The sequence below is a fragment of the Microbacterium sp. NPDC077663 genome, assembly GCF_044542795.1.
In the GTDB taxonomy this organism is placed as follows: Bacteria; Actinomycetota; Actinomycetes; order Actinomycetales; family Microbacteriaceae; genus Microbacterium.
This window is the reverse complement of record NZ_JBITVE010000002.1, coordinates 992,429-1,015,222: the sequence shown is the minus strand read 5'-3', so window position 1 is coordinate 1,015,222 and position 22,794 is coordinate 992,429. Positions and strand designations below refer to the sequence as shown.

General features: G+C 70.8%; 19 protein-coding genes. 12 read left to right on the top strand and 7 right to left on the bottom strand.

What is annotated here, in order from left to right:
• Nucleotides 1-22 precede the first annotated feature (22 nt).
• Nucleotides 23-1,264, top strand: a complete 1,242-nt coding sequence (locus ACIGEP_RS12385) for a hypothetical protein (protein ID WP_396661917.1) — start codon at nucleotides 23-25, stop codon at nucleotides 1,262-1,264.
• A gap of 25 nt (nucleotides 1,265-1,289) precedes the next feature.
• On the opposite strand, the gene ACIGEP_RS12380 is transcribed toward ACIGEP_RS12385, so the two are convergent.
• The 5 genes from ACIGEP_RS12380 to ACIGEP_RS12360 form a co-directional block, all read right to left on the bottom strand.
• On the bottom strand, nucleotides 1,290-1,589 hold the full coding sequence (locus ACIGEP_RS12380) for a DUF3072 domain-containing protein (protein WP_396661916.1): 300 nt from the start codon (nucleotides 1,587-1,589) through the stop codon (nucleotides 1,290-1,292).
• A 63-nt stretch (nucleotides 1,590-1,652) separates the two neighbouring features.
• Complete coding sequence (treS, locus tag ACIGEP_RS12375) at nucleotides 1,653-3,941, bottom strand: maltose alpha-D-glucosyltransferase (RefSeq protein WP_396661915.1); 2,289 nt, start codon at nucleotides 3,939-3,941, stop codon at nucleotides 1,653-1,655.
• Between the two features lie 218 nt (nucleotides 3,942-4,159).
• Nucleotides 4,160-6,679 carry a polynucleotide kinase-phosphatase gene (locus ACIGEP_RS12370; protein WP_396661914.1) on the bottom strand — a complete coding sequence of 840 codons (2,520 nt, stop codon included), beginning with the start codon at nucleotides 6,677-6,679 and terminating at the stop codon, nucleotides 4,160-4,162.
• On the bottom strand, nucleotides 6,676-8,028 hold the full coding sequence (locus tag ACIGEP_RS12365) for a 3' terminal RNA ribose 2'-O-methyltransferase Hen1 (RefSeq protein ID WP_396661913.1): 1,353 nt from the start codon (nucleotides 8,026-8,028) through the stop codon (nucleotides 6,676-6,678). Before ACIGEP_RS12365 ends, ACIGEP_RS12370 begins: the two co-directional genes overlap by 4 nt.
• A 185-nt stretch (nucleotides 8,029-8,213) precedes the next feature.
• Nucleotides 8,214-8,570: an ArsR/SmtB family transcription factor gene (locus ACIGEP_RS12360; RefSeq protein WP_396661912.1), complete on the bottom strand. Its 357-nt coding sequence runs from the start codon at nucleotides 8,568-8,570 to the stop codon at nucleotides 8,214-8,216.
• A gap of 82 nt (nucleotides 8,571-8,652) precedes the next feature.
• Here ACIGEP_RS12360 and ACIGEP_RS12355 point away from each other — a divergent pair, with 82 nt between their 5' ends.
• The 5 genes from ACIGEP_RS12355 (at nucleotide 8,653) to ACIGEP_RS12335 (ending at nucleotide 12,796) form a co-directional block, all read left to right on the top strand.
• A complete protein-coding gene (locus ACIGEP_RS12355; protein WP_396661911.1) occupies nucleotides 8,653-9,954 on the top strand; it encodes an FAD-dependent oxidoreductase in 1,302 nt (433 codons plus the stop codon).
• Nucleotides 9,954-10,472, top strand: a complete 519-nt coding sequence (locus ACIGEP_RS12350) for a GNAT family N-acetyltransferase (RefSeq protein WP_396661910.1) — start codon at nucleotides 9,954-9,956, stop codon at nucleotides 10,470-10,472. Before ACIGEP_RS12355 ends, ACIGEP_RS12350 begins: the two co-directional genes overlap by 1 nt.
• Nucleotides 10,469-10,870 (top strand): arsenate reductase ArsC, encoded by a 402-nt coding sequence (locus tag ACIGEP_RS12345; RefSeq protein WP_396661909.1) that lies wholly within the window; start codon nucleotides 10,469-10,471, stop codon nucleotides 10,868-10,870. The genes ACIGEP_RS12350 and ACIGEP_RS12345 overlap by 4 nt, the downstream gene beginning before the upstream one ends.
• Nucleotides 10,867-11,595 carry an aquaporin gene (locus ACIGEP_RS12340; protein ID WP_396661908.1) on the top strand — a complete coding sequence of 243 codons (729 nt, stop codon included), beginning with the start codon at nucleotides 10,867-10,869 and terminating at the stop codon, nucleotides 11,593-11,595. The genes ACIGEP_RS12345 and ACIGEP_RS12340 overlap by 4 nt, the downstream gene beginning before the upstream one ends.
• Nucleotides 11,596-11,707: 112 nt before the next feature.
• Nucleotides 11,708-12,796 (top strand): hypothetical protein, encoded by a 1,089-nt coding sequence (locus ACIGEP_RS12335; RefSeq protein WP_396661907.1) that lies wholly within the window; start codon nucleotides 11,708-11,710, stop codon nucleotides 12,794-12,796.
• Nucleotides 12,797-12,902: 106 nt separating this feature from the next.
• Here the strand turns inward: ACIGEP_RS12335 and ACIGEP_RS12330 are convergent, their stop codons facing one another.
• Both ACIGEP_RS12330 and ACIGEP_RS12325 read right to left on the bottom strand, forming a co-directional pair.
• Entirely contained in the window at nucleotides 12,903-14,777 is a 1,875-nt protein-coding gene (locus tag ACIGEP_RS12330; protein WP_396661906.1) for an FAD-dependent monooxygenase, read from the bottom strand.
• Nucleotides 14,778-14,815: 38 nt separating this feature from the next.
• Nucleotides 14,816-16,198, bottom strand: a complete 1,383-nt coding sequence (locus tag ACIGEP_RS12325; RefSeq protein ID WP_396661905.1) for an MFS transporter — start codon at nucleotides 16,196-16,198, stop codon at nucleotides 14,816-14,818.
• Nucleotides 16,199-16,309: 111 nt separating this feature from the next.
• Here ACIGEP_RS12325 and ACIGEP_RS12320 point away from each other — a divergent pair, with 111 nt between their 5' ends.
• The 6 genes from ACIGEP_RS12320 to ACIGEP_RS12295 are packed head-to-tail and all read left to right on the top strand — an operon-like array spanning nucleotide 16,310 to nucleotide 22,784.
• Nucleotides 16,310-17,809 carry a fumarylacetoacetate hydrolase family protein gene (locus ACIGEP_RS12320; protein ID WP_396661904.1) on the top strand — a complete coding sequence of 500 codons (1,500 nt, stop codon included), beginning with the start codon at nucleotides 16,310-16,312 and terminating at the stop codon, nucleotides 17,807-17,809.
• Nucleotides 17,791-18,489: a GntR family transcriptional regulator gene (locus ACIGEP_RS12315; RefSeq protein ID WP_311860512.1), complete on the top strand. Its 699-nt coding sequence runs from the start codon at nucleotides 17,791-17,793 to the stop codon at nucleotides 18,487-18,489. Before ACIGEP_RS12320 ends, ACIGEP_RS12315 begins: the two co-directional genes overlap by 19 nt.
• Before the next feature lie 22 nt (nucleotides 18,490-18,511).
• Nucleotides 18,512-20,023, top strand: coding sequence for a 5-carboxymethyl-2-hydroxymuconate semialdehyde dehydrogenase (gene hpaE / locus ACIGEP_RS12310; RefSeq protein WP_396661903.1), 1,512 nt, complete (start codon nucleotides 18,512-18,514; stop codon nucleotides 20,021-20,023).
• A 32-nt stretch (nucleotides 20,024-20,055) separates the two neighbouring features.
• Nucleotides 20,056-21,204: a 3,4-dihydroxyphenylacetate 2,3-dioxygenase gene (gene hpaD, locus ACIGEP_RS12305; RefSeq protein WP_396661902.1), complete on the top strand. Its 1,149-nt coding sequence runs from the start codon at nucleotides 20,056-20,058 to the stop codon at nucleotides 21,202-21,204.
• A 9-nt stretch (nucleotides 21,205-21,213) separates the two neighbouring features.
• A complete protein-coding gene (locus ACIGEP_RS12300) occupies nucleotides 21,214-21,999 on the top strand; it encodes a 2-keto-4-pentenoate hydratase (RefSeq protein WP_396661901.1) in 786 nt (261 codons plus the stop codon).
• Nucleotides 21,984-22,784 (top strand): HpcH/HpaI aldolase/citrate lyase family protein, encoded by an 801-nt coding sequence (locus ACIGEP_RS12295; protein ID WP_396661900.1) that lies wholly within the window; start codon nucleotides 21,984-21,986, stop codon nucleotides 22,782-22,784. Before ACIGEP_RS12300 ends, ACIGEP_RS12295 begins: the two co-directional genes overlap by 16 nt.
• The last annotated feature ends 10 nt before the right edge of the window (nucleotides 22,785-22,794 follow it).

Sequence of the window (22,794 nt, the reverse complement as noted above, 5' to 3'; positions counted from 1 at the left end):
ATGCCCGGTCCAGGCTGGGTGTGTGGAATTCGACGACGACCTCGGTGCCTGGGTGGCACGGCAGCGCTGGTATGCGGGCAAGAGTCACGATCCGCGGTTCCGTGTGCTCGACGCGCAGCCCATGACGGGCGCGACCCGCTACCTCCTCATGGACGACGCGGGCGCGGTCCCCACCCTCTACAACGTGCCCCTCGCCGAGGTCTCGGACCCTGCCGACGAGGAGATCATCACCACCACCCACGAGGGACTCGCGGTGGTGGATGCCACACGGCATCCTGCCTTCACGGTCGGCCTCCTTGCCGACATGGGCGTCGACACCAGCCGCGTGACGGGGTCACGGGTGCTGACGGGCGAGCAGTCCAACACGTCGATCGTCTACGACGTCGACGGCTCGCCCACCATCATCCTCAAACTCTTCCGCGCGCTGCACCACGGCGAGAACCCCGACGTGACCGTGCAGCGGGTGCTGAGCGACGCCGGGTCGCCGTACGTGCCGCGCTTCTACGGCAGTGCGGATGCCGAGTGGCCCGACGTCGGCCGCGAGAGCGGGACGGCGAGCGGCACCCTGGGATTCGCGCAGGAGTTCCTGCCGGGCGTGCGCGACGGCTGGGCGATCGCCCTCGACGCCGCCCGAGAGGGCCGGGACTTCACCGGCGCAGCCCGCGATCTCGGTGTCGCCGTCGCCGGTGTGCACGGCGCGCTGAGCGACGCGCTCGAGTCCATGACGGCCTCCGCCGATCAGCTCGAGGCGGTGGGGCGCGCCTGGCGACGGCGCCTCGCGATCGCCTCGGCCGAGGTCCCCGCCGTCGCCGACCGGCTCGCCGCGATCGACGCGGTCTACGCCGCGGCGCTCGAACGCCCCTGGCCGCGGCTGCAGCGCATCCACGGCGACCTGCACCTGGGCCAGGTGCTCGCCGTGCCGCACGGCGGCTGGCGCATCGTCGACTTCGAGGGCGAGCCGCTGCGGCCGATGGCCGAGCGCGCGATCCCCGACCTGCCCCCGCGTGACGTCGCCGGCATGCTGCGCTCGTTCGACTACGCGGGCGCGGTTGGCGCCGGACCGGATGCCGGGGCCTGGGCGGCGGCCTGCCGCGAGGCCTTCCTCGCGGCGTACACCGCCGCGCCGGGCGCGATCGCCCTCGACCCCGTGCTGCTGAGGGCCCTCGTGCTCGACAAGGCGGTGTACGAGTCGATCTACGAGGCGCGGAACCGCCCCGACTGGCTGCCGGTCCCGCTCGCCGGCATCGACGCCGCGCTCGCCTGAGCGGCGCGCGCGACGCCGTCGCCGATCACTCCGAGGCGCCGCGGCCTGTCGCCTGCTGCAGGCGGTCGATGTGCTCGGACGCCTGCGCCTTCGTGAGGTCGGCGGGGATCTGCTCGCCCGCCTCCCGCGCGAGGGTGTCGAGGTAGCTGCGCTGTGCGCCGGTCATCGGCTCGTCGCCGGTGACCCACTCCTCGGGGTCCTTGATCGCGGTGTCTCCACTCGGCCCGCCGAGCATCTCACCGGACTCCCCGGTCTCGGGTGGCAGCGAATGGCCCTCAGCGGTGCCGGGGGTGTCGTTCTCGGAGGGGGTGTTCTCGTCGCTCATGGGACGACGCTACGCAGCACCCCCGACACCGCGAGGGGGCTTGCGCAGCGGCACCCGGAGGGGTCACTCCTCGTCGGGCTGGGGCTCGAGCAGCAGGAACAGCGCGCCGTAGGCGGGCAGCGACACCGAGAAGCTCTGCAGGTCGTCGACGCGGCCGATGACCTCGTCGGCGGCCGCGTCGCGCACGTCGCTCTGCGGGGTCAAGTGCTCGGACCGCACGGTGCCCTCGATGGGCTCCGCCGAGAAGTTCAGGACGGTCACCTGCACGGGGGCGTCGGCATCCGGCACGCCCTCGTCGAGTCGGTGGACCAGCACCAGCATGCCGGCGTGCGCCACCTCGGGGATGTCCACCTGGGTCGCCGTCGCGACACCGTGCTCCCGCCGCAGGTCGATGATCGCCGACAGGCGCGACGCGAACGACCCGGGGTCCTCGAGCTGAGCGGGAAGCGGCCCGTACAAGGCACGGCCGCGCGGCATGCCCGAGGTCGACCGGTTCGCGCCCGGGTCGACGTCGAGAAGGTCGTGCGCACCGCGTTCGATCCAGCGGGTGTCGCCGGCGCCGATCAGGTCGGCGACCTCGTCGCCCGGCAGCGTCAGCATGCCGACGAGATCCCAGCCAGAAAGCCCGAAGACGCCGGGCTGCCAGGCGTTGTAGGCGCACAGCAGCAGGTGGGCGTCCCGGATCGCGGGGACGTCCTCGTCGGTGATCTCGTCGAGGCTCGGGATGCCCCGGGTCGCCGCGATGAGCGAGGTCGACGTGCAGGCGATGCCGTTCTGCGTGAACACGCGGTTGTAGTCACCGGCATCCACCAGCTTCTCGGTCAGCTCGGCCCGGACGACCTCGGCGAGCTCGCCGCCGGTGATGACGTCGCCGCGGAAAGCGTACTCCTCGTCGGCGTGGCGGGTGGCCCAGTGGACGAGCTCGTAGGTGAGCTCGTCGTGGTTCTGCAGTCCGTGCACGAGCTGCACGGGGGCGACACCCAGCTCGAGCGACGAGGTGAGGGCGAGACGCAGGAACTCGGTCTGACCGGTCGCGAGGGCGTGGTGGTACCCCGGGCGCCCGATGAAGTCGTACGACAGGTCGGCGCCGACGGCTCCGGTGTCGCGGATGTCCTCCATCGTGAGGTTCAGCTCCTGGAACGTGAACCCGCCGACCTTGCGGACCATGCCCGCGATGATGTGGTTCGCTGCGTGCGAGAGCGGGTGCCCCTCCGACCACGCGGGCAGACCCTCGGCGCTCTTCTCCACGCCGAGGAAGCCGTTCGCGTCGAGGCGCAGCGCGCTCGTGCCGAGCTCGCCGAGCGAGTGCAGCGCGTCGCCGATGACAAGGCGCATGCCGGCGAAGGTCGGGTCGAGCCAGTTGATCGAGGGCTGCCCCTGCTTGAAGTAGTGCAGGTACACCCAGCGACGGGTGACCCCGTCGGGTCCGATCGACGGAGCCGTCGCGCTCCAGTTCGTCTCCTTCACGCCGGGCGTGTAGAAGATGACCCGCTGCAGGGCGCCGATGATGTAGCCGTGCTCGGCGAGGGTGTGCTCGGTGGCCGGGTCGAGGTTGACGCTGTCGTAGCCCTCGGGGACGTCGGGCAGCAGATGCCAGTCCTCGGGCGGGATCGCGACCATGTGGTAGATGCCGGGATAGTCCTTGAAGCCCATCTCGGCGAGGCGGAAGTCGGCGCCCTTGCCGGTGTGACCGGGGACGATGTCGTCGATGATGCTGCCGCCGTGCGAGTCGGCGACGTCGCACAGGGCGCGGAACTCGTCCTCGGTGCCGAAGGCCGGGTCGATCGCCGTACTGATGCGGTCGAAGTGCCCGTCGACGCTGGGGGTCTCGCCCCAGCCCTCGATGCCGCCGGCGCGCTTGACGGGACCGGTGTGGATGGCGGTGATGCCGATGCGCTCGAACACCGACCAGAGTTCGTCGTCGCCGAGGGCCGACAGGAACGACTGACCGGGCCGCGTGATGAGCGAGATCGGGTACGCGGTGAACCAGACGTCGCTGGTCGCGATCGCGCGACGTGCGTCGGGGCGGGCGTAGGCGTTCCGCCACATCGTGGGTTGTCCCGACAGCTGACGCGCCAGCACGTCGGCATCCTTCAGCATCGACTGCCGCACCAGCCACTCGACGTACGACGGGTTCGTGCCGTTCGCGGTGCGCGGGTCGGTGCGGATGCGGCGCACGCTGCTGCCGCGCAGGTTGTCGCGCGGGCGGAGACGACGCGGGCGCGCGGGGTACCGCTGCTCGTCGTAGCTGATCTCGGGCATCTCGAGGTCGCCGTCCTCGGCCGCGGCGAGCGCCGACAGGTCGATGGGTCCGGTGTAGAGATCCTCGGGTCGATCGTCGTCACGCGCCATGGAGTCCACGCTACGAACTCCCGGCGGTCGCCCGGAAGGGGTGGTGCCGAGATTCTCGCCGCGATATGGCGCTTGCCGATGCTCGAGCCGTCGCAGATGGTCGCTTTCGCGCGCGTCGCGCGACCATGTGCGACGTCTCGACGCCGCGAGCCGACGCGACGTGCGGGTTCCGGCCCGGGATGGGCGCCGTTCGCGTCGGGTCGGCGCCGCGGCGGGCGTCAGAGCCGGGGGTCGATGGGGTCGGACTCGAGGGCGAGCACCGCGAACACGGACTGATGGACCCGCCACAGGGGCTCGCCCGCGGTGAAACGGTGCAGTGACTCGATCCCGAGTGCGTACTCGCGTGCCGCGAGCGACCGCTTGTGGCCGACGTTGCGGTCGCGCAGGCGCGAGAGGTTGGCCGGTTCGGTGTAGTCCGGCCCGTAGATGATCCGCAGGTACTCGCGGCCGCGCACCTTGATGCCCGGCTGGACGAGCCCCTTCGGCGTGCGCGTGAGGTTCGCGAAGGGCTTGACGACCAGCCCTTCGCCGCCGGCGCCGGTCAGCTCCTCCCACCAATCGATCGCGGCGCTGACGGATGCCTCGTCCTGAAGGTCGATCCGTTGTCGCCGAGTCGGCGCGACCAGATCCGGCGCGGCCTCGACGAGCCGGTCGGCGATCCCCAGGTGCCAGCCGTGGTCGCGCGTCTCGAAGGTCGCCTCGCCCGCAGCCAGCACCTGGAACGGCGCGATGCGCACCTCGCCCCGGTCCCCGACGTACCGGCGGTACGCCGCGCGGAAGCCGCGCGCGCCCTCGGCACGTGCCCGGGTCCGCGCGGCGAGGGCGCTGACATCGATCCCGGATGCCGCGGCCCGGGCGAGGACGGCGGATGCGGCATCCGTCGCGGTCTGGGCCGCAGCGGCCACCGACGCATACAGATCGCGGATGAGGTCACCGGCCTTAAGCGACCACGGCAGGACCTCGGCGTCGAGGAGGACCCACGAGGCCGCCAGCTCGTCCCAGAGACCGGAGCGCTCGAGCGCCGCGTCGAGGCGGCCGAGCACGCCGGCCTCGACATCGGGCGCGAAGAAGGGACGGCCGGTCCGCGTGTGGATCACGCCGCGCCAGCCCTCGGGCGCCGAGAACCGGGCGGGGTCGCGCGAGACGAGCACGAGCGCGCGCGAGCCCATGTGCTTCTCCTCCGCGATGAGGTCGGTCACTCCGCTCGTGCGGTAGGTCGCGAATGCCTCGTCGGGGTGCTCGAGATACCCCTCCCGCGAGGACGAGTTCGGTGGCGACATCGTCGGCGGCAGGTGGATGAGCCAGCGCGGATCCGTCGCCCACCGGCTGATGGTCTCCAACCCACCGGCGGACTGCTCCTCTTTGATCCCGACACGGCCGTGCAGGCTCGTCTCGACGATGAGCTTGCCCTGGACCTCGGCCAGGTCGACGACCCCGGGCGCCCGGGTCGGCGCGGCGGGGGCCAAGGGACGGATCGGGTCGTACCAGACCTGTTCGGCGGGCACCGAGACGACCTCGCGCTCGGGGTAACGCATCGCCGACAGAGCGCCGCCGAAGACGCACCCGGTGTCGAGGCACGCGGTGTTGTTCACCCATTCGACCGTCGGCACGGGCGTGTGTCCGTAGAGGACGACCGCGCGACCGCGGTAGTCCTGCGCCCACGGATGCCGCACCGGCAGGCCGAACTCGTCGGTCTCGCCCGTCGTCTCGCCGTACAGCGCGAACGCGCGCACCCGCCCCGACGCGCGGCCGTGGTACTGCTCCTTGAGCCCTGCGTGTGCGACCACCAGGCGCCCCTCATCGAGGATGAGATGCGACACCAGGTCGTAGCAGAAGGCCGCGACCTGCTCGCGGAACTCCTCGCTCTCGCCCGACAGCTGCGCGAGCGTCTCCTCGAGGCCGTGCGAGAGGGTGACCTTCGCCCCGCGCAGAGCCCGTACGAGCTTGACCTCGTGGTTGCCGGGCACGGCGAGCGCGTGACCGGCCGCGACCATCCCCATCGCCAGCCGCAGCACACCCACGACGTCGGGACCGCGGTCGACGAGGTCGCCGAGGAACACGACGCGACGCCCCTCGGGGTGCCGCGCGTCCACCGCGCGCCCCTGCTCGTCGCGGACGAGGTCGTAGCCGAGGCGCCCCAGCAGGGACTCGAGTTCGCTGCGGCATCCGTGCACGTCGCCGATGACATCGAAAGGGCCGCACGCATCGGTGCGATCGGTGAGCAGGCGCGTCCGTTCGATGCTGGCGGCGGCGACCTCCTCGGGCGTGTGCAGGACGTGCACCTTGCGGAAGCCCTCGCGTCCGAGGTGGCGGAGTCCGCGGCGCAGCTGATCGGTCTGCCGCTTCACGACCCCGGCGGGGATGTGGCGATCGGTGCGCGCCGCGTTGCGTTCGACGGCGACGGACTCGGGCACGTCGAAGACGATCGCGACCGGCAGCACGTCGTGGGCCTTGGCGAGCTCAACGAGCCTGCGGCGCGCGTCGGGCTGCACACTCGTCGCGTCCACGACGGTGAGCAGGCTCGCGTCGAGACGCTTGCCCGCGACGTACTGCAGCGCGTCGAAGGCGGCAGCGGTCACCGACTGGTCGGACTCGTCGTTGCCGACGAGACCGCGGAACGTGTCGCTCGAGAGCGTCTCGTAGGGACCGAAGTGCTCCCGCGCGAAGGTCGACTTGCCCGAGCCGGAGGCTCCGACGAGCACGACGAGCGAGAGCGCGGGGATGTCGAGGACGGTCATGCCGCGACCTCCTTGCGGAACAGGGCAAGCTGGGTCGGAGCGCCGCGGTCGGCATCCGCGTCACCGACCGGGCGGAACTCCACCGCGTAGCCGTGACGGCCGGCGACCGCCTCGGCCCACGCCCGGAACTCGGCACGGGTCCACTCGAACCGGTGGTCGTCGTGACGGAACGCGCCCGGAGCGAGGTCGGGGTACAGCGCGTTGTACTCGGCGTTGGGTGTCGTGACGACGACGGCGCCGGGGGCGGCCGACGCGAAGACGGCGTCCTCGAGCGCGCCGAGTCGGGACGGGTCGACGTGCTCGACGACCTCCATCAGCACCATCGCATCGAAGCCGCGCAGACGCTCGTCGCGATAGACGACGGAGCCGTGGAGCAGTTCGAGCCGCTCGCGGTCGGCATCGGATGCCTCGGCGAGCCGCAGCATCCGCGCCGCCTGCTCGAGAGACCGAGCCGACACGTCGACGCCGACGATCTTCGTGAACGAGCGATCCCTCGCCAGGCGTGCGAGCAGCGCGCCGGGACCGCATCCCATGTCGACGACGCGTCGGGCACCGGTGTCGGCGAGCGCCGCGAGGACGGCGTCCGCCCGGTGCTGCCGCAGCGGTACCGGTCGCTCCGCCGAGCCCGCAGGATCCTCGAGCAGATTCCGCTGGTGCAGCAGATAGCGGCGGGTGATGAGGTCCCGCTCGGGGTGGCCGGGGAGCCAGCCCTCGCCCGCACGCTCGAGCTTGCCGACCTCGTCGTCGCCGACCCAATAGTGCTTGCTGTCGTCGAGGACGGGCAGCAGCACGTAGAGCTGGCGGAGCGCCTCGGCCAGCCTCACCTCGCCGATCAGCACGACCGAGCTGTACCGCGAGTCGCCCCACTCCGGGTGCGCATCGTCGAGCGGGACGCGTTCCTGCGCGACGGACCAGCCGCACGGCTCGAACAGCCGCCGCACGAGATCCTCGTCCCCCCGCGCCGACACCACGGGAACCTCGATCCGCAGGGGCAGAGCGGATGCCGCCAGCTCCGGGTACGTGTCGCTGCGGCCCGTCATCGCGGTGCGGAACACGGTCCCGATCGCGACGGCGAGCATGCTCGACGCGGCGTAGGGGCGGTCGTTGACGTAGTGGCCGAGAGCCCCGGCATCCCCCAGGAAGCGCTTGTTCCGGACGAGCGCGATCGGATCGACCTCGAGCATCACCGCGACGGTGCACCGCTCAGCGGTGGCTTCGGGATAGAACACGTGGATGTCGCCGACAGGCGCCGAGAACGTCTGCACTTTCGCCGGATGCTTATGGAGGAGGAAGCCGAGCGCGGTCGCATCCTGACCGTCCGCAGGCGCGTAGGTCACCGTCACGAGCATCGTCGCCTCCCCCGTCGTGGCATCCGCCCCACTCTAGGACGCCCGGGTTTGCCCGAGCCGTCGCAGATGGTCGCTTTCGCGCGCGTCGCGCGACCATGTGCGACGTCTCGACGCCGCGAGCCGACGCGACGTGCGGGTTTCGGCCCGGGATGGGCGCCGTTCGCGTCGGGTCGGCGCCGCGGCGGTCAGACGGCGAGGAAGTCGGCGATGCCGGCGAGAGCCTCGGGCTGCAGCCGGTAGTAGGCCCAGGTGCCGCGCTTCGAGCGGGAGAGGAAGCCGGCCTCGGTCAGCACCTTCAGGTGGTGCGACACCGTCGGCTGCGACAGTCCGATGGGCTCGATGAGGTCGCAGACGCAGGCTTCCTGATCCGCGGACGACGCCACGATCGACAGCAGCCGCAGGCGCGCGGGGTCGGCGAGCGCCTTCATCGTCGCCGCGAGGCGCTCCGCCTCGGCCTGGGTGATCGGCTCCTTCACGAGGGGCGCGCAGCACGTCGCCGCATCGACGGCGGGATTCGAGATCACGGGCAGCATCGTCACCATGCATCGATGTTAATCGATATTGACAGTCATCGATAGATCCGCGCATACTTTCCATCGACATCCATCGATATCGGAGGACCGGATGACGCTGCTCGAGCTGACACCCCGCGCGGACACCGCGCCGGGACTGGCCGCCCTTCCCGTCGTCGTCATCGGCGCCGGCCCGGTCGGTCTCGCCGCGGCAGCGAATCTCGTCGAGCGCGGACTCGACGTCGTCGTCCTCGAAGCCGGCGACGAGCCCGCTGCCGCCGTCCGCCGATGGGGGCACATCCGGCTCTTCTCCCCCTGGCGCCACCTCGTCGACCCGGCCTCCCGCCGCCTGCTCGCAGCCTCCGGCTGGACCGAGCCCGAAGCGGATGCCGCCCCCACCGGTCGCGAGCTGGTCGAGCGCTACGCGGCGCCGCTCGCCGAACTCGACGCGCTCCGGAGCCGCATCCGCTACGGCACCCGGGTCGCGGCCGTCGCCCGGGAGGGCATGGACCGCACCCGCAGCGCGGGTCGCGAGACGACGCCCTTCGTCGTCCGGTACACGACCACCGACGGCATCGGAGAGCTGACCGCCCGCGCCGTGATCGACGCGTCCGGCACGTACGACTCCCCCAACCCGCTCGGATCGACGGGTCTCGATCCGCTCGGGGCCGCCGACCTCGGCGACCGCCTCAGCCACCCCCTCCCTGACGTGCTCGGCGCCGACCGCGCACGTTTCGCCGGACGGCGCACGACCGTCGTGGGCGCCGGTCACTCCGCCGCGAACACGCTCCTCGCACTCGCCACGCTCGCCGAGTCCGAGCCCGGCACCCGCATCACCTGGCTCATCCGCAACGCCACCGCGGTGCGGGTGTCGTCCTCCGCCGACGACGAGCTCGGCGACCGCGCCGCGCTCGGATCACGACTGGACGCCCTCGTCGACGCCGGCGTGATCGAGAAGGTCGACTCGTTCGAGATCGCCTCGGTCGATCGCCACGGCGACGGCGTGCGGCTGATCGGGATGCGGCGGGGCGCGACATCCGTCCACGACACCGACCTGGTCGTCGGCGCCACGGGCTTCCGGCCCGACCTGTCGATGCTGCGGGAGGTGCGGCTCGGCCTCGACGACATCGTCGAAGCCCCGGTGCGGCTCGCCCCGCTCATCGACCCGAACGTGCACTCCTGCGGCACCGTCGAGCCGCACGGCTTCGACGAACTCCGGCATCCGGAGCACGGCTTCTTCATCGTCGGCATGAAGTCGTACGGCCGCGCACCGACCTTCCTCCTGGCCACCGGGTACGAGCAGGTCCGGTCGGTGGTCGCGTGGATCGACGGCGACATGAGGGCGGCGACCCAGGTGCGGCTCACCCTGCCCGCAACGGGCGTGTGCTCCACAGACCTCGGTGGGTGCTGCTGATGACGCGCATCCGCCCGATGACGGCGCGGGACTGGCCGGACGTCGAACGCATCCTCGCCGCGGGGATCGCCGGCGGCGAGGCGACCTTCGAGACGACGACCCCGACGTGGGAGGCATTCGACGCGGGCAAGGTGGCCGACGTGCGCCTGGTCGCCGTGGACGCCGACGACCGCGCCGTCGGCTGGGTCGCGGCATCCCGTATCTCCGCCCGCGAGGTGTACCGCGGCGTCGTCGAGCACTCCGTCTACGTCGACCCGGCGCACACCGGGCGGGGCGTGGGACGGGCCCTGCTCGATGCCTTCATCGACGCCGCCGAGGCCGTGGGGTACTGGACGATCCAGTCCAGCGTCTTCCCCGAGAACCGGGTGAGTCTGCGGCTGCACGAGAACGCCGGCTTCCGGATCGTCGGCCGGCGCGAACGCATCGCCCGTTCGATGCTCGGCCCCCACGCCGGACACTGGCGCGACACCCTCCTCCTCGAACGCCGATCGACCCGAAACGGAAGCGACCTCCCATGACCGACACCCCCACCGTCCTCTTCGTCTGCGTCCACAACGCCGGACGCTCCCAGATGGCCGCCGGCTACCTGCAGCACCTTGCGGGAGACCGCGTCGAGGTGCTCTCCGCCGGATCCGAACCGAAGGATCAGATCAACCCCGTCGCCGTCGCCGCGATGGCCGAAGCGGGCATCGACATCGCCGCGAACACCCCGAAGCTGCTGACGGTCGACGCCGTCCGCGAGTCGGATGTCGTCATCACGATGGGATGCGGCGACGCCTGCCCGATCTTCCCCGGAAAGCGCTACGAGGACTGGCAGCTCGACGACCCGGCCGGTCGGGGCATCGAGGACGTCCGCCGCATCCGCGACGACATCCGCACCCGCGTCGAAGCGCTCATCGCCGACCTGGCCCCGTGACCGCGGTCCCGCTCTGGCGAGCCTCCCTCGCAGAAGCGGTCGGGACGGGTCTGCTCGTCACGGTCGTCGTCGGCTCCGGTATCGCCGCGGAGCGACTGTCGACGGATGCCGGTCTACGGCTGCTGGAGAACTCCACCGCGACCGCGCTGGGCCTCTTCGTGATCATCGTGCTTTTGGCGCCGGTGTCGGGAGCACACCTCAACCCGGCCGTGACGCTCGCGAGCGTCGTGCTCGACCGTCGTCGCGGGCGCGACGCCGCCGCGTTCGTCGCCGCCCAGACGGCGGGTGCGATCGGCGGAGCCCTGCTCGCGAATGCGATGTTCTCGGTCACGCCGGCCGTCTCTCGAACGGAACGCGCAGACGCGGGCACGGTGCTCGCCGAGGTGGTCGCGACGGCCGGCCTCGTGCTGCTGGTCGCCGGGCTGACGCGTGCGGCGGCCGCGGTGCCCGTGATCGCCGCCGCCGTCGGCGCCTACATCGGCGCGGCGTACTGGTTCACGAGCTCCACGGCGTTCGCGAACCCCGCCGCGACGATCGGACGCGTCGTGAGCGACACCTTCGCCGGCATCGCACCGGCCTCGGCCGGCGCGTTCCTCCTCGCACAGCTCGTCGGGGCGACCGTCGGCATCCTGCTCACGATGGCCCTCTTCCCCCGCCGACCCGACGCGAAGCGCGCCCATCCCGCCCCCGGTGCCGCAGTTCGCGTCGGGTCGGGCTCGGCCTGAGCGCCTGTCCGGATTCGTACGGATAGCGTCCGGCCGCCCGACCGGTGGATGAGAGCTCCCTAATGTGATGCCGCGTGCGATCGCACGCTCAGCTCTGTGCAGGAGGAAACGCATGACATTCCGGTTCACGAAGATCACGACCACGGTGGGAGTGGCGATCGCGCTCGTACTCTCCTCGTTGGTCGCCGCCGCGCCGGCGAACGCGGCGATCGTCAACGCCTGCACGGTGACCCTCACCGCACCGAAGAAGATCTCGGCGGCGTCGCACGAGCAGATCTTCTACGTGGATGTCGCGAAGTCGAGCGCCGGGCAGGCGCCCGACTGCCTCGAGAGCGTGACCGTCGCCCTCATCCGAAAGAAGGACAACCGTCAGCTCGGTTCGTGGCGGATCGACGCATCGCGGGTCGACTACCAGAACGGACGCGTCCAGCTCGACCTCCCCGCGTACCCCGATTTCGCCATCGCCGGCTCGTACACCGCCACCGTCCAGGACGCGGCGCTCAGCTACTCCTGGGCTTCGGCGAACGGTGCCGACTATTGGTCCGACTCCCCGCGGGTCGTGTTCGCGAACGCGACCGTCGACCTGCGCCACGCCGCCGACGCGACCATGCGCCTCACCCGGCGCATCGACGGCCTCGCTTTCTCGGGCACCGTGACGCGGTTCGACCCGTCGTGCTGCTCGCCCTCCTTCGTCGCGCAATCGGGCTCACGTGTCGCACTGCAGAAGAAGACCGGCTCGACCTGGGTGACGAAGAAGACCGTCACGACCAACAGGAAGGGTGCCTACTCGGCCGTCATCCGCGACGACGCCAAGGGCACATGGCGTGCCCAGGCGCTGGCGGCACCGACGCACTGGTCGGATGCCACGGGGGCCAAGACCATCGCGAAGAAGTCGACGGGCAAGGCCGGCGGCAAGGTCGGCATCTCCTCCGAAGCGACGTACTCCCGGGGATCGGTCGTCACGATGACGTACACCGCATCCGTCTCGTTCAACGCCGGGGCGGGCTTCACCGCGGCACCCAAGGACACGACGGTGAAGGTGCAGAAACGCACGGCGAAGGGCTGGAAGACGATCGCCACGCGGAAGACGAGCACCACGGGCAAGGCCGCCTACACGGCGACGTCGAAGGGCACCTACCGGTTCGTGGTCCCCGAGACGAAGCTCTCGAAGGCGGCGACCTCGGCCTCGCGCAGCTGGTGACGCGGGCCGGACCCGACCGGTCGTCCGTCGCGACCCGACGCGATCTGCTCTCTCACCCGCCGAATGGGAGCAGGTCGTCGTCGGGTCGCGCTCGGTCTGTGACGCCTCAGCGCGCGAACGCGCCGGAGAGGAAGGCGTCGAGCTCGGCGGTGGCGCCCAGGGGCAGCACCGCCGCGACGTACTGATCGGGACGCACCACTACGACGGCGCCGCGGGAGTCGATCCCGCGTTCGGCGAAGATGTCGACGGTGTTCCAGGCCCCGGGTCCCGCCGCGTAGACCTTCTCCCAATCCATGAGGCCGAGCGGTCCGGTCCGGGGACGGAAGATCTCCGGCACCGACAGCAGGTCGACCACGTCGTACGACTGCGGGTAGACGACCTTCACATCGAAGACCGCGTCGACGTCGACTCCGGCGGGCGTGAATCGCCCCAGCGGTGAGGCGGGCGCGGCCGCCCACTCCGCCCACGCGCCCAGGGTCGCGGCATCCGTGTCGGCGAAGGCGTAGACCCGCCAGCGGCCGTCGGCGCGGGCGTGGTGACCGAGGTGCACGACGTTGCCGTCGCTCACCCGCGTCACCGCGACGGACGCGAAACGCTTGCCGACGGGGTAGCCCTCGGCGAGCGCCTGGTGGCGGTCATCGCCGATGATCGCCGACGCGTCGTAGCGGGTCATGAAGCCCGAGGGGAACTCGGCGGTCGCGAGGTAGTAGTTCGCGAGGTCGTCGGGGTCCGAGATCTCGTGGGGCTTTCGCGCCATGAGCGAGGACCACTCCCGGTCGAAGTCGATGAGCTGCTGCGCGACGGGCTGACGCTCCTCGGAGTACGTGGACAGGAGGGATGCCGGGGCGAGCCCGGTGAGCACATGACCGAGCTTCCAGCCGAGGTTGAACCCGTCCTGCATCGACACGTTCATGCCTTGCCCTGCCTTCGCGCTGTGCGTGTGGCAGGCGTCGCCGGTGAGGAACACCCGGGGAGTGCGGCCGTCGCCGTCCTCGACGTCGTCGAAGCGGTCGGTCACCCGGTGCCCGACCTCGTAGACGCTGTGCCAGGCGACCTGCTTCACGTCGATCGAGTACGGGTGCAGGATCTCGTTCGCGCGTCGGATGATCTCCTCGACAGGCGTGCTGCGGACGGCACGGTTGTCGGTATCGGCGACCTCGCCGAGGTCGATGTACATGCGCGAGAGGTACCCGCCCTCGCGCGGGATGTGCAGGATGTTCCCGGCTTCCGAGTTGATCGCGCACTTGATGCGCCAGTCGGGGAAGTCGGTGTTCACGAGAACGTCCATGACACCCCAGGCGTGCGCCGCGAACTGCCCGATGTGGCGCCGTCCGATCGCCTCGCGCACACCGCTGCGGGCGCCGTCGCAGCCCACGACGTACTTCGCGCGGATCGTCCGCTCCTCGCCGGCCCGGTCGCCCTCGACGTGACGCACCCGCACCGCGAGCGGGTACTCGACCGCGTCGTCTCTGGTGAGCCCGAGGAACTCGACACCGTAGTCCGGACGGATGCGGCCGGGCCCGAGCGCCGCCGCCTCGGCGAAGTAGTCGAGCACTCGCGCCTGGTTGACGATCAGATGCGGGAACTCGCTGATCTTCAGGCCGTAGTCCTCGGTGCGACTCGTGCGGCGGATGCGGGAGGGGTCATCGGGGTCGGGCCCCCAGAAGTTCATGTACCCGATGTTGTAGGCCTCGGCGATGATCCGCTCGGCGAAGCCGAACGCCTGGAAGGTCTCGACGCTGCGCGGTTGGATGCCGTCGGCCTGACCGAGCGGCAACCTGCCGCCGCGCCGCTCGATGAGGCGGGTCGAGACGTCCGGGAACTGCGACATCTGCGCGGCCAGCAGCATCCCGGCCGGTCCCGATCCCACGATGAGCACGTCGGTCTCGTCGGGCAGGGCGTCGGGTCGGTCGATCCCGGTGCCTGCGGCGTCCTGGACGCGGGGGTCGCCCGAGACGTAGCCGTGGTGGTGGAACTGCATGGTGCTCGCTTTCGAGAAGACGATCGGGTGCCGCGGGCTCAGGCCCGGGACACCTCGTAGATCGGGCTCTTCGCCTGCTCCTCCTCGAAGTCCGGCCCGAGGGGGATGCCGGTGCGGTCCCGCAGGAGCAGGGTCGCAAGGAGGCCGAGCACGGTCATTCCGGCCAAGTAGAGCGCGACAGACCACGTCGTGCCGGTCGCCTGCACGAGCGCCGTCGCGATGGTCGGGGCGAACGCGCCGCCGAGGATCGCGCCGATCGCGTACGAGATCGACACACCCGAGAAGCGGATCGAGGCCGGGAAGAGTTCGGCGTAGTAGGCCGACTGCTGCCCGTAGGTGAAGCCGAGGCCGATGGCGAGGATCGCGAGACCCGTGAACAGCAACCCGATCTCCCCGGTGTTGACGAGCGGGAAGAGGGTGAAGACGCCGACGAGCTGCAGGATCCAGCCGCCGATGTAGGTGTTGCGGCGGCCGACGCGGTCGCTGAGCCAGCCGGCGGTCCAGGTCGAGGCGAGCCAGAAGAGCGCCGAGCCGGTGACCGCCAGAAGGACGCTGCTGCGGTCCATGGCGAGCGGCCCCTCGGGGTTGGTGGCGTAGTTCTGGATGTAGCCGCCGGTGGTCATGTACCCCGCGGCGTTGTTGCCGGCGAAGACGAGCGCCGCGATGACGACGAGGAGGGCGTGCTTGCGGAAGAGCTGGACGATCGGGGTGCGGGTGCGCTCCTTGCGCTCGGCGAGCTCGAGGAAGACCGGGCTCTCCTCGACGCGCCGACGGATGTAGTAGCCGACGAGGATCAGGACGATCGAGAAGAGGAACGGCACGCGCCAGCCCCACTCGAGGAAGGCGTCGCCGGGGGCGAGCACCGACATCAGCGCCATCATCCCCGAGGCCAGCAGCAGGCCGATGGGCACGCCGATCTGCGGCGAGGCGCCGAACAGGCCGCGCTTCTGCTTCGGCGCGTGCTCGACGGCCATGAGGACCGCGCCGCCCCACTCGCCGCCGGCCGAGATCCCCTGCAGGATGCGCAGGAGGATGAGGAGGATGGGTGCGGCGAGGCCGATGACGGTCCAGGTCGGGAGCAGACCGACGAGTGTCGTGGCGACACCCATGAGGACGAGGGTGACGACCAGCACGACGCGGCGGCCGTACTTGTCGCCGAAGTGACCGGCGAGGAACGCGCCGAGCGGTCGGAACAGGAAGCTGATGCCGACCGTGAGGAACGAGAGGATCGTCGCCGTACTCTCCCCCAGTGGCGCGAAGAACAGCTGCGCGAAGACGAGGCCGGCCGCCTGCGCGTAGATGAAGAAGTCGTACCACTCGACGGTGGTGCCGACGACCGTCGCGAAGACGACGCGTCGCCTGTCGGTCGGGCTGCTGATCGTTCCGGTGGGGGTGAACCCCGTGCGCGAGGATTCGCTCATCTTCGTTGACTCCTGGGTGACGACACTGTCGGATCCGCCGCCGGGATGGGCGTTGCTGCGGATGCGTCGATAATATACGATTTGGGATATGCCGCAAGAGCGAGGGAGCTCATGACCCACGACATCGAACCGACGACCCCCGTCGATCCGCGTTTCGCCGTCCTTCCGCAGCGCCCGGGCAAGGTCATCGCGGTCCACCTGAGTTACGCCTCGCGGGCCGATCAGCGCGGACGGCGCCCCTCGGCACCCTCCTACTTCCTCAAGCCCTCGAGCTCCCTCGCCGCCTCCGGCGAGACGATCGAGCGCCCCGCCGGAACCGAGCTGCTCGCCTTCGAAGCGGAGGTCGCCCTCGTCATCGGCGTCGACGCCCGCCATGTCAGCCCGGACGATGCGTGGGCGCACGTCGCCTGGGTCACGGCATCCGACGACTTCGGTCTCTACGACCTGCGCGCGAACGACCGCGGATCGAACCTGCGCTCGAAGGGCCGCGACGGCTTTACGCCCATCGGCCCCCACCTGATCGACGCCCGACAGATCGACCCGGCCGGCCTGCGCGTCCGCGCGTGGGTCAACGGCGAGCTCGCACAGGACGACACGACGGCCGACATGATCTTCCCGTTCGCGCAGATCGTCGCCGACCTGTCGCAGCATCTGACCCTCGAGCGCGGCGACGTCATCCTCACCGGAACCCCCGCCGGGTCGTCCGTTGTCGTCCCCGGTGACGTGATCGAGGTCGAAGTGGATGCCCCAGATGTCGCCGGTGCGCCCTCGTCGGGTCGGCTGCGCACGACCGTCGTCCAGGGCGAGCGGGGGTTCGACCCCGCGCTCGGCTCACTGCCCGCCGTCGATGATGTGCAGCGTGCCGAGGCGTGGGGCTCCCGCGAAGCCGCCGGGCTGCCGGACGAATCCGCGCCGGGACTCGACCCCGAGCTGCGCGACAAGCTCCACCGCACGCCCGTCGCCGCGCTGTCCCAGCAGTTGCGCAAGCGCGGCCTGAACAACGTCACCATCGACGGCGTCCGGCCGCTGCACCCGGGCGCCAAGCTCGTCGGCACCGCCCGGACGCTGCGCTTCGTCCCGAACCGCGAGGACCTGTTCGACAGCCACGGCGGCGGCTACAACGCCCAGAAGCGCGCCTTCGACGCGGTCGGTGAGGGCGAGGTCATCGTGATCGAGGCGCGCGGCGAGTCGGGATCGGGCACCCTCGGCGACATCCTCGCGCTCCGTGCGCACGCCCGCGGAGCGGCGGGGATCGTGACCGACGGCGGCGTCCGCGACCTCGACGCGGTGACGGCCGTCGGCATCCCGGTCTACACGGCCGGTGCGCACCCCGCCGTCCTCGGCCGCCGCCACGTACCGTGGGACGTCGATGTGGCGATCGCCTGCGGCGGCACCACCGTCGAGCCGGGCGACATCCTCGTCGGCGACGCCGACGGCGTCATCGTGATCCCGCCGGCGCTCGCCGTCGAGGTCGCCGACGCCGCGCTGGAACAGGAGATCGAGGACGGCTGGATCGCCGAGCAGGTCGCCCACGGGCATCCCGTCGACGGCCTGTTCCCCCTCGCGGGCGAGTGGAAGGACCGGTACCGCGCATGGCGAGCGACGATCTGACGACGGCACCGGGGCTCAGCAAATCGCAGCGCGCGTATCACTGGGTGAAGGAGCGCATCGCGTCGCAGGAGTTCACCCCCGGGTATCGCCTCGTGCTCGGTGCGATCGCCGGAGAACTGGACATGAGCGTCGTCCCCGTCCGCGAGGCGATCCGCCAGCTCGAGGCCGAGGGCCTGGTGACCTTCGAGCGCAACGTGGGCGCGCGCGTCTCGATGGTCGACGACACGCAGTACCGCTTCAGCATGCAGGCGCTGTCGATCCTCGAGGGCACCGCGACGGCGCTGGCCGCACGCCGCCTGACCGCCGACGACCTCCGTCACGCTCGGCAGACGAACGAACGGATGATCCAGTCGCTCAGCGACTTCGATCCGCACTCGTTCACCCGCCTGAACCAGGAGTTCCACGCGACCCTCTACGGCAAGTGCGCGAACCCGCGGATGCTGGAGCTCGTCGAATCCGAGTGGGCCAGGCTCGGGCACCTCCGCGATTCGACCTTCAGCTTCGTGCCGGGTCGGGCGCAGGAGTCGGTGCGCGAGCACGAGCAGATCGTCGCGCTGATCGAGCGCGGCGCGCCCCTCGGCGAGATCGAGCAGGCGGCCCGCCGCCATCGGTCCGCGACCCTCGACGCCTACATGATCCACGAACACCCGGACGAGGCCCTCGGCCTCCCGAACTTCTGACCCTCGAGCAAGGACGCACGACATGACGGACCCCACCCTGGCGGCGCCCCACACGCCCGCAGACCTCCCCACCCGCATCCAGCACTACATCGACGGTGCCTTCGTCGACTCGCACGACGGCGGCACCTTCGACGTGCTCGACCCGGTGACCAACCGTGTGTACCTGCAGGCCGCCGCGGGCAAGAAGGCCGATGTGGATGCCGCCGTCGCCGCCGCACGCCGCGCCTTCACCGACGGACCGTGGCCGAAGATGCTGCCGCGCGAGCGCTCGCGCGTGCTGCACCGGATCGCTGACATCGTCGAGTCGCGCGACACCCGCCTCGCCGAGCTCGAGTCGTTCGACTCCGGCCTGCCGATCACGCAGGCGCTCGGGCAGGCACGGCGAGCGGCCGAGAACTTCCGCTTCTTCGCGGACCTGATCGTCGCCCAGTCCGACGACACGTTCAAAGTGCCGGGGCGCCAGATCAACTACGTCAACCGCAAGCCGATCGGGGTCGCGGGGCTCATCACGCCCTGGAACACGCCCTTCATGCTCGAGTCCTGGAAGCTCGGCCCCGCGCTTGCGACCGGCAACACGGTGGTGCTGAAGCCCGCCGAGTTTACACCGCTGTCGGCATCCCTCTGGGCCGGCATCTTCGAAGAGGCGGGCCTCCCCCAGGGTGTGTTCAACCTCGTCAACGGCCTCGGCGAGGACGCCGGCGACGCACTCGTGAAGCATCCCGACGTGCCGCTCATCTCGTTCACCGGCGAGAGCTCGACGGGCCAGCTGATCTTCGCGAACGCGGCACCCTGGCTGAAGGGGCTGTCGATGGAGCTCGGCGGCAAGAGCCCGGCGGTCGTCTTCGCCGACGCCGACCTGGACGCCGCGATCGACGCGACGATCTTCGGGGTGTTCTCGCTCAACGGCGAGCGCTGCACGGCGGGCAGCCGCATCCTCGTCCAGCGCGAGGTGTACGACGAGTTCGTCGAGCGCTACGCGGCGCAGGCGCAGCGCGTGAAGGTCGGCTACCCGCACGACCCCGCGACCGAGGTCGGCGCCCTCGTGCACCCCGAGCACTACGACAAGGTCATGTCCTACGTCGAGCTCGGCAAGAGCGAGGGACGCCTGGTCGCCGGCGGCGGCCGCCCCGACGGCTTCGAGGACGGCAACTTCGTGGCACCGACGGTCTTCGCCGACGTGCCGCCGACCGCGCGCATCTTCCAGGAGGAGATCTTCGGACCCGTCGTCGCGATCACCCCGTTCGACACCGACGACGAGGCGCTCGCGCTCGCGAACGACACGAAGTACGGGCTCGCCGCCTACATCTGGACGAACGACCTGAAGCGCGCGCACAACTTCTCGCAGGCGGTCGAGGCCGGCATGGTCTGGCTCAACTCGAACAACGTCCGCGACCTCCGCACGCCGTTCGGCGGGGTGAAGGCGTCGGGGCTCGGACACGAGGGCGGCTACCGGTCGATCGACTTCTACACCGACCAGCAGGCCGTGCACATCACGCTCGGCAAGGTGCACAACCCGACCTTCGGCAAGAACTGACACGACCGCCTCGATCACGCAAGGACGCTGACATGAGCCACCGCGACGACATGACTCTGACCTCCTCCGGCTTCTGGGTGAGCCAGGAGTCCCCCATCCGCTCGGACGACCCGATCCCGACGCCCGCCTCGCCCGCCCCCGACGTGCTGCGCTGCGCGTACATGGAACTGGTCGTCACCGACCTCGCGGCATCCCGTGTCTTCTACGTCGACATCCTGGGGCTGCACGTCACCGAGGAGGACGACGAGGCGATCTACCTGCGCTCGACCGAGGAGTTCATCCACCACAACCTCGTCCTGCGGCAGGGTCCGGTCGCCGCCGTCGCGGCCTTCTCGTACCGGGTGCGCTCCGCCGAGGACCTCGACAAGGCCGTCGCCTTCTACTCCGAGCTCGGCTGCGACGTGCGGCGTGAGCCGAACGGCTTCACGAAGGGCATCGGCGACTCGGTGCGCGTGGTCGACCCCCTCGGCTTCCCCTTCGAGTTCTTCTTCGCGACCGAGCGCGTCGAGCGCCTGTCGTGGCGGTACGACCTCTACAGCCCGGGCGAGCTGGTGCGCCTCGACCACTTCAACCAGGTGACCCCCGACGTGCCGCGGGCGGTGAACTTCATGCAGTCGCTCGGGTTCCGCGTGACCGAGGACATCCAGGACGAGGAGGGCACCGTCTACGCGGCCTGGATGCGGCGCAAGCCCACCGTCCACGACACCGCCATGACCGGTGGTGACGGCCCCCGCATGCACCACGTCTGCTTCGCGACGCACGAGAAGCACAACATCCTCGCGATCTGCGACAAGCTGGGCGCGCTGCGCCGCTCGGACGCCATCGAACGCGGACCGGGTCGTCACGGTGTCTCGAACGCGTTCTACCTCTACCTGCGCGACCCCGACGGGCACCGCGTCGAGGTGTACACGCAGGACTACTACACGGGCGACCCCGACAACCCGGTCGTCACGTGGGACGTGCACGACAACCAGCGTCGCGACTGGTGGGGCAACCCCGTCGTCCCGAGCTGGTACACCGATGCCTCGCTCGTGCTCGACCTCGACGGCAACCCGCAGCCCGTCGTCGCCCGCACCGACTCGTCCGAGATGGCCGTCACGATCGGCGCCGACGGATTCTCCTACACCCGCGCCCCTGAGCCGGCGGGCGACGGCGAGTTCAAACTCGGCAACCAGCTCTGAGGAGACCGGATGCTGCCCCCCGAGACCATCGCCGAGATCGCGGCCGAGCTGGCCGAGGCCGAGCGCACGAACGGCGTCATCCCCCGGATCACTGCCCGGTACCCCGACGCTACCGTCGAGGACTCCTACGCGATCCAGGGCGTCTGGCGCGACCGCAACATCGCGGCCGGGCGCCGCCTCGTGGGCCGCAAGATCGGCCTCACGAGCAAGGCGATGCAACAGGCGACGGGCATCACCGAGCCCGACTACGGCGTGATGTTCGACGACACCGTTTACCGCTCGGGCGACGAGATCGATGCCGCCCGGTTCTCGAACGTGCGCATCGAGGTCGAGCTCGCGTTCGTGCTGCGGAAGCCCCTCGAAGGGCCGGGATGCACGCTCGAGGACGCACTCGCCGCGATCGACTACGCGGTCCCTGCCCTTGAGGTGCTGAACTCGCACATCGAGCTCGAGGGCCGCACCATCGTCGACACGATCTCGGACAACGCGGCCTACGGCGCGATGGTGCTCGGCGACGTGCACAAGCGTCCCGACGAGATCGACCTGCGCTGGGTACCGGGCGTCCTCTCGCGCAACGGCGAGATCGAGGAGACCGGCGTCGCCGCCGGGGTCCTGGGCCATCCCGCGACGGGCGTCGCCTGGCTCGCCAACAAATTCGCCCAGCACGGCGCCCGACTGGAGGCCGGCGAGATCATCCTGGCCGGCTCGTTCACCCGTCCGATGTGGGTGTCGGCGGGCGACGAGGTACGGTGCGAGTACGGCCCGATGGGGGAGATCATATGTCGCTTCGTCTGACCCCGACCTTCCGCGCCGCACTCGAGGACGCCGACCGCGCGCTGGCCGGGATGTGGGTGTGCTCCGGCTCGCCCCTCGTCGCCGAGATCTGCGCCGGCGCGGGCCTGGACTGGGTGCTCATCGACATGGAGCACGCCCCGAACGGCCTCGAGTCCGTGCTCGTCCAGCTGCAGGCCGTCGCGGCCTACCCGGTGACCCCGGTCGTCCGCGTGCCCTCCGATGACGCGGTCGTCATCAAGCAGGTGCTCGACCTCGGCGCGCAGAACCTGCTCGTGCCGATGGTGTCGTCGGCTGCGCAGGCGCAGGCTGTCGTCGAGGCGGTGCGCTATCCCCCGCGTGGTCGGCGCGGGGTCGGCTCGGCCCTCGGCCGGTCGGCGCGCTGGAACCGGGTCGACGGATACCTCGCCGACGCCGACGAGCACGTGTCCCTGTTCGTCCAGGTCGAGACGGCCGGGGGCGTCGAGGCCGCGGGAGCGATCGCCGCGGTGGACGGTGTGGACGGTGTCTTCGTGGGGCCGAGCGACCTCGCGGCATCCCTCGGCCTGCTCGGCCAGCAGACCCATCCCGAGGTCACCGCCGCCGTGCTGCGCGCCTTCGCCGCGGTGAAGGATGCCGGCATCCCCGTCGGCGTGAACGCGTTCGACCCCGAGGTCGCACAGTCCTACGTCGACGCCGGCGCCGACTTCGTGCTCGTCGGCGCCGACGTCGCGATGCTCGCCCGGGGGTCCGAGGCGTTGGCCGCGCGCTGGTCGGATACCGGCGGGGAGAGGCGCGCGGGTTATTGAGGGGCCGGGT

Excerpts from the sequence above, each read along its gene's own strand:
- ACIGEP_RS12380 (WP_396661916.1), bottom strand. The coding sequence starts at position 1,589 with ATGAGCGACGAGAACACCCCCTCCGAGAACGACACCCCCGGCACCGCT.
- treS (WP_396661915.1), bottom strand. The coding sequence starts at position 3,941 with ATGGCGCGTGACGACGATCGACCCGAGGATCTCTACACCGGACCCATC.
- ACIGEP_RS12370 (WP_396661914.1), bottom strand. The coding sequence starts at position 6,679 with ATGACCGTCCTCGACATCCCCGCGCTCTCGCTCGTCGTGCTCGTCGGA.
- ACIGEP_RS12365 (WP_396661913.1), bottom strand. The coding sequence starts at position 8,028 with ATGCTCGTGACGGTGACCTACGCGCCTGCGGACGGTCAGGATGCGACC.
- ACIGEP_RS12360 (WP_396661912.1), bottom strand. The coding sequence starts at position 8,570 with ATGGTGACGATGCTGCCCGTGATCTCGAATCCCGCCGTCGATGCGGCG.
- ACIGEP_RS12355 (WP_396661911.1), top strand. The coding sequence starts at position 8,653 with ATGACGCTGCTCGAGCTGACACCCCGCGCGGACACCGCGCCGGGACTG.
- ACIGEP_RS12350 (WP_396661910.1), top strand. The coding sequence starts at position 9,954 with ATGACGCGCATCCGCCCGATGACGGCGCGGGACTGGCCGGACGTCGAA.
- ACIGEP_RS12345 (WP_396661909.1), top strand. The coding sequence starts at position 10,469 with ATGACCGACACCCCCACCGTCCTCTTCGTCTGCGTCCACAACGCCGGA.
- ACIGEP_RS12335 (WP_396661907.1), top strand. The coding sequence starts at position 11,708 with ATGACATTCCGGTTCACGAAGATCACGACCACGGTGGGAGTGGCGATC.
- ACIGEP_RS12330 (WP_396661906.1), bottom strand. The coding sequence starts at position 14,777 with ATGCAGTTCCACCACCACGGCTACGTCTCGGGCGACCCCCGCGTCCAG.
- ACIGEP_RS12325 (WP_396661905.1), bottom strand. The coding sequence starts at position 16,198 with ATGAGCGAATCCTCGCGCACGGGGTTCACCCCCACCGGAACGATCAGC.
- ACIGEP_RS12320 (WP_396661904.1), top strand. The coding sequence starts at position 16,310 with ATGACCCACGACATCGAACCGACGACCCCCGTCGATCCGCGTTTCGCC.
- ACIGEP_RS12315 (WP_311860512.1), top strand. The coding sequence starts at position 17,791 with ATGGCGAGCGACGATCTGACGACGGCACCGGGGCTCAGCAAATCGCAG.
- hpaE (WP_396661903.1), top strand. The coding sequence starts at position 18,512 with ATGACGGACCCCACCCTGGCGGCGCCCCACACGCCCGCAGACCTCCCC.
- hpaD (WP_396661902.1), top strand. The coding sequence starts at position 20,056 with ATGAGCCACCGCGACGACATGACTCTGACCTCCTCCGGCTTCTGGGTG.
- ACIGEP_RS12300 (WP_396661901.1), top strand. The coding sequence starts at position 21,214 with ATGCTGCCCCCCGAGACCATCGCCGAGATCGCGGCCGAGCTGGCCGAG.
- ACIGEP_RS12295 (WP_396661900.1), top strand. The coding sequence starts at position 21,984 with ATGTCGCTTCGTCTGACCCCGACCTTCCGCGCCGCACTCGAGGACGCC.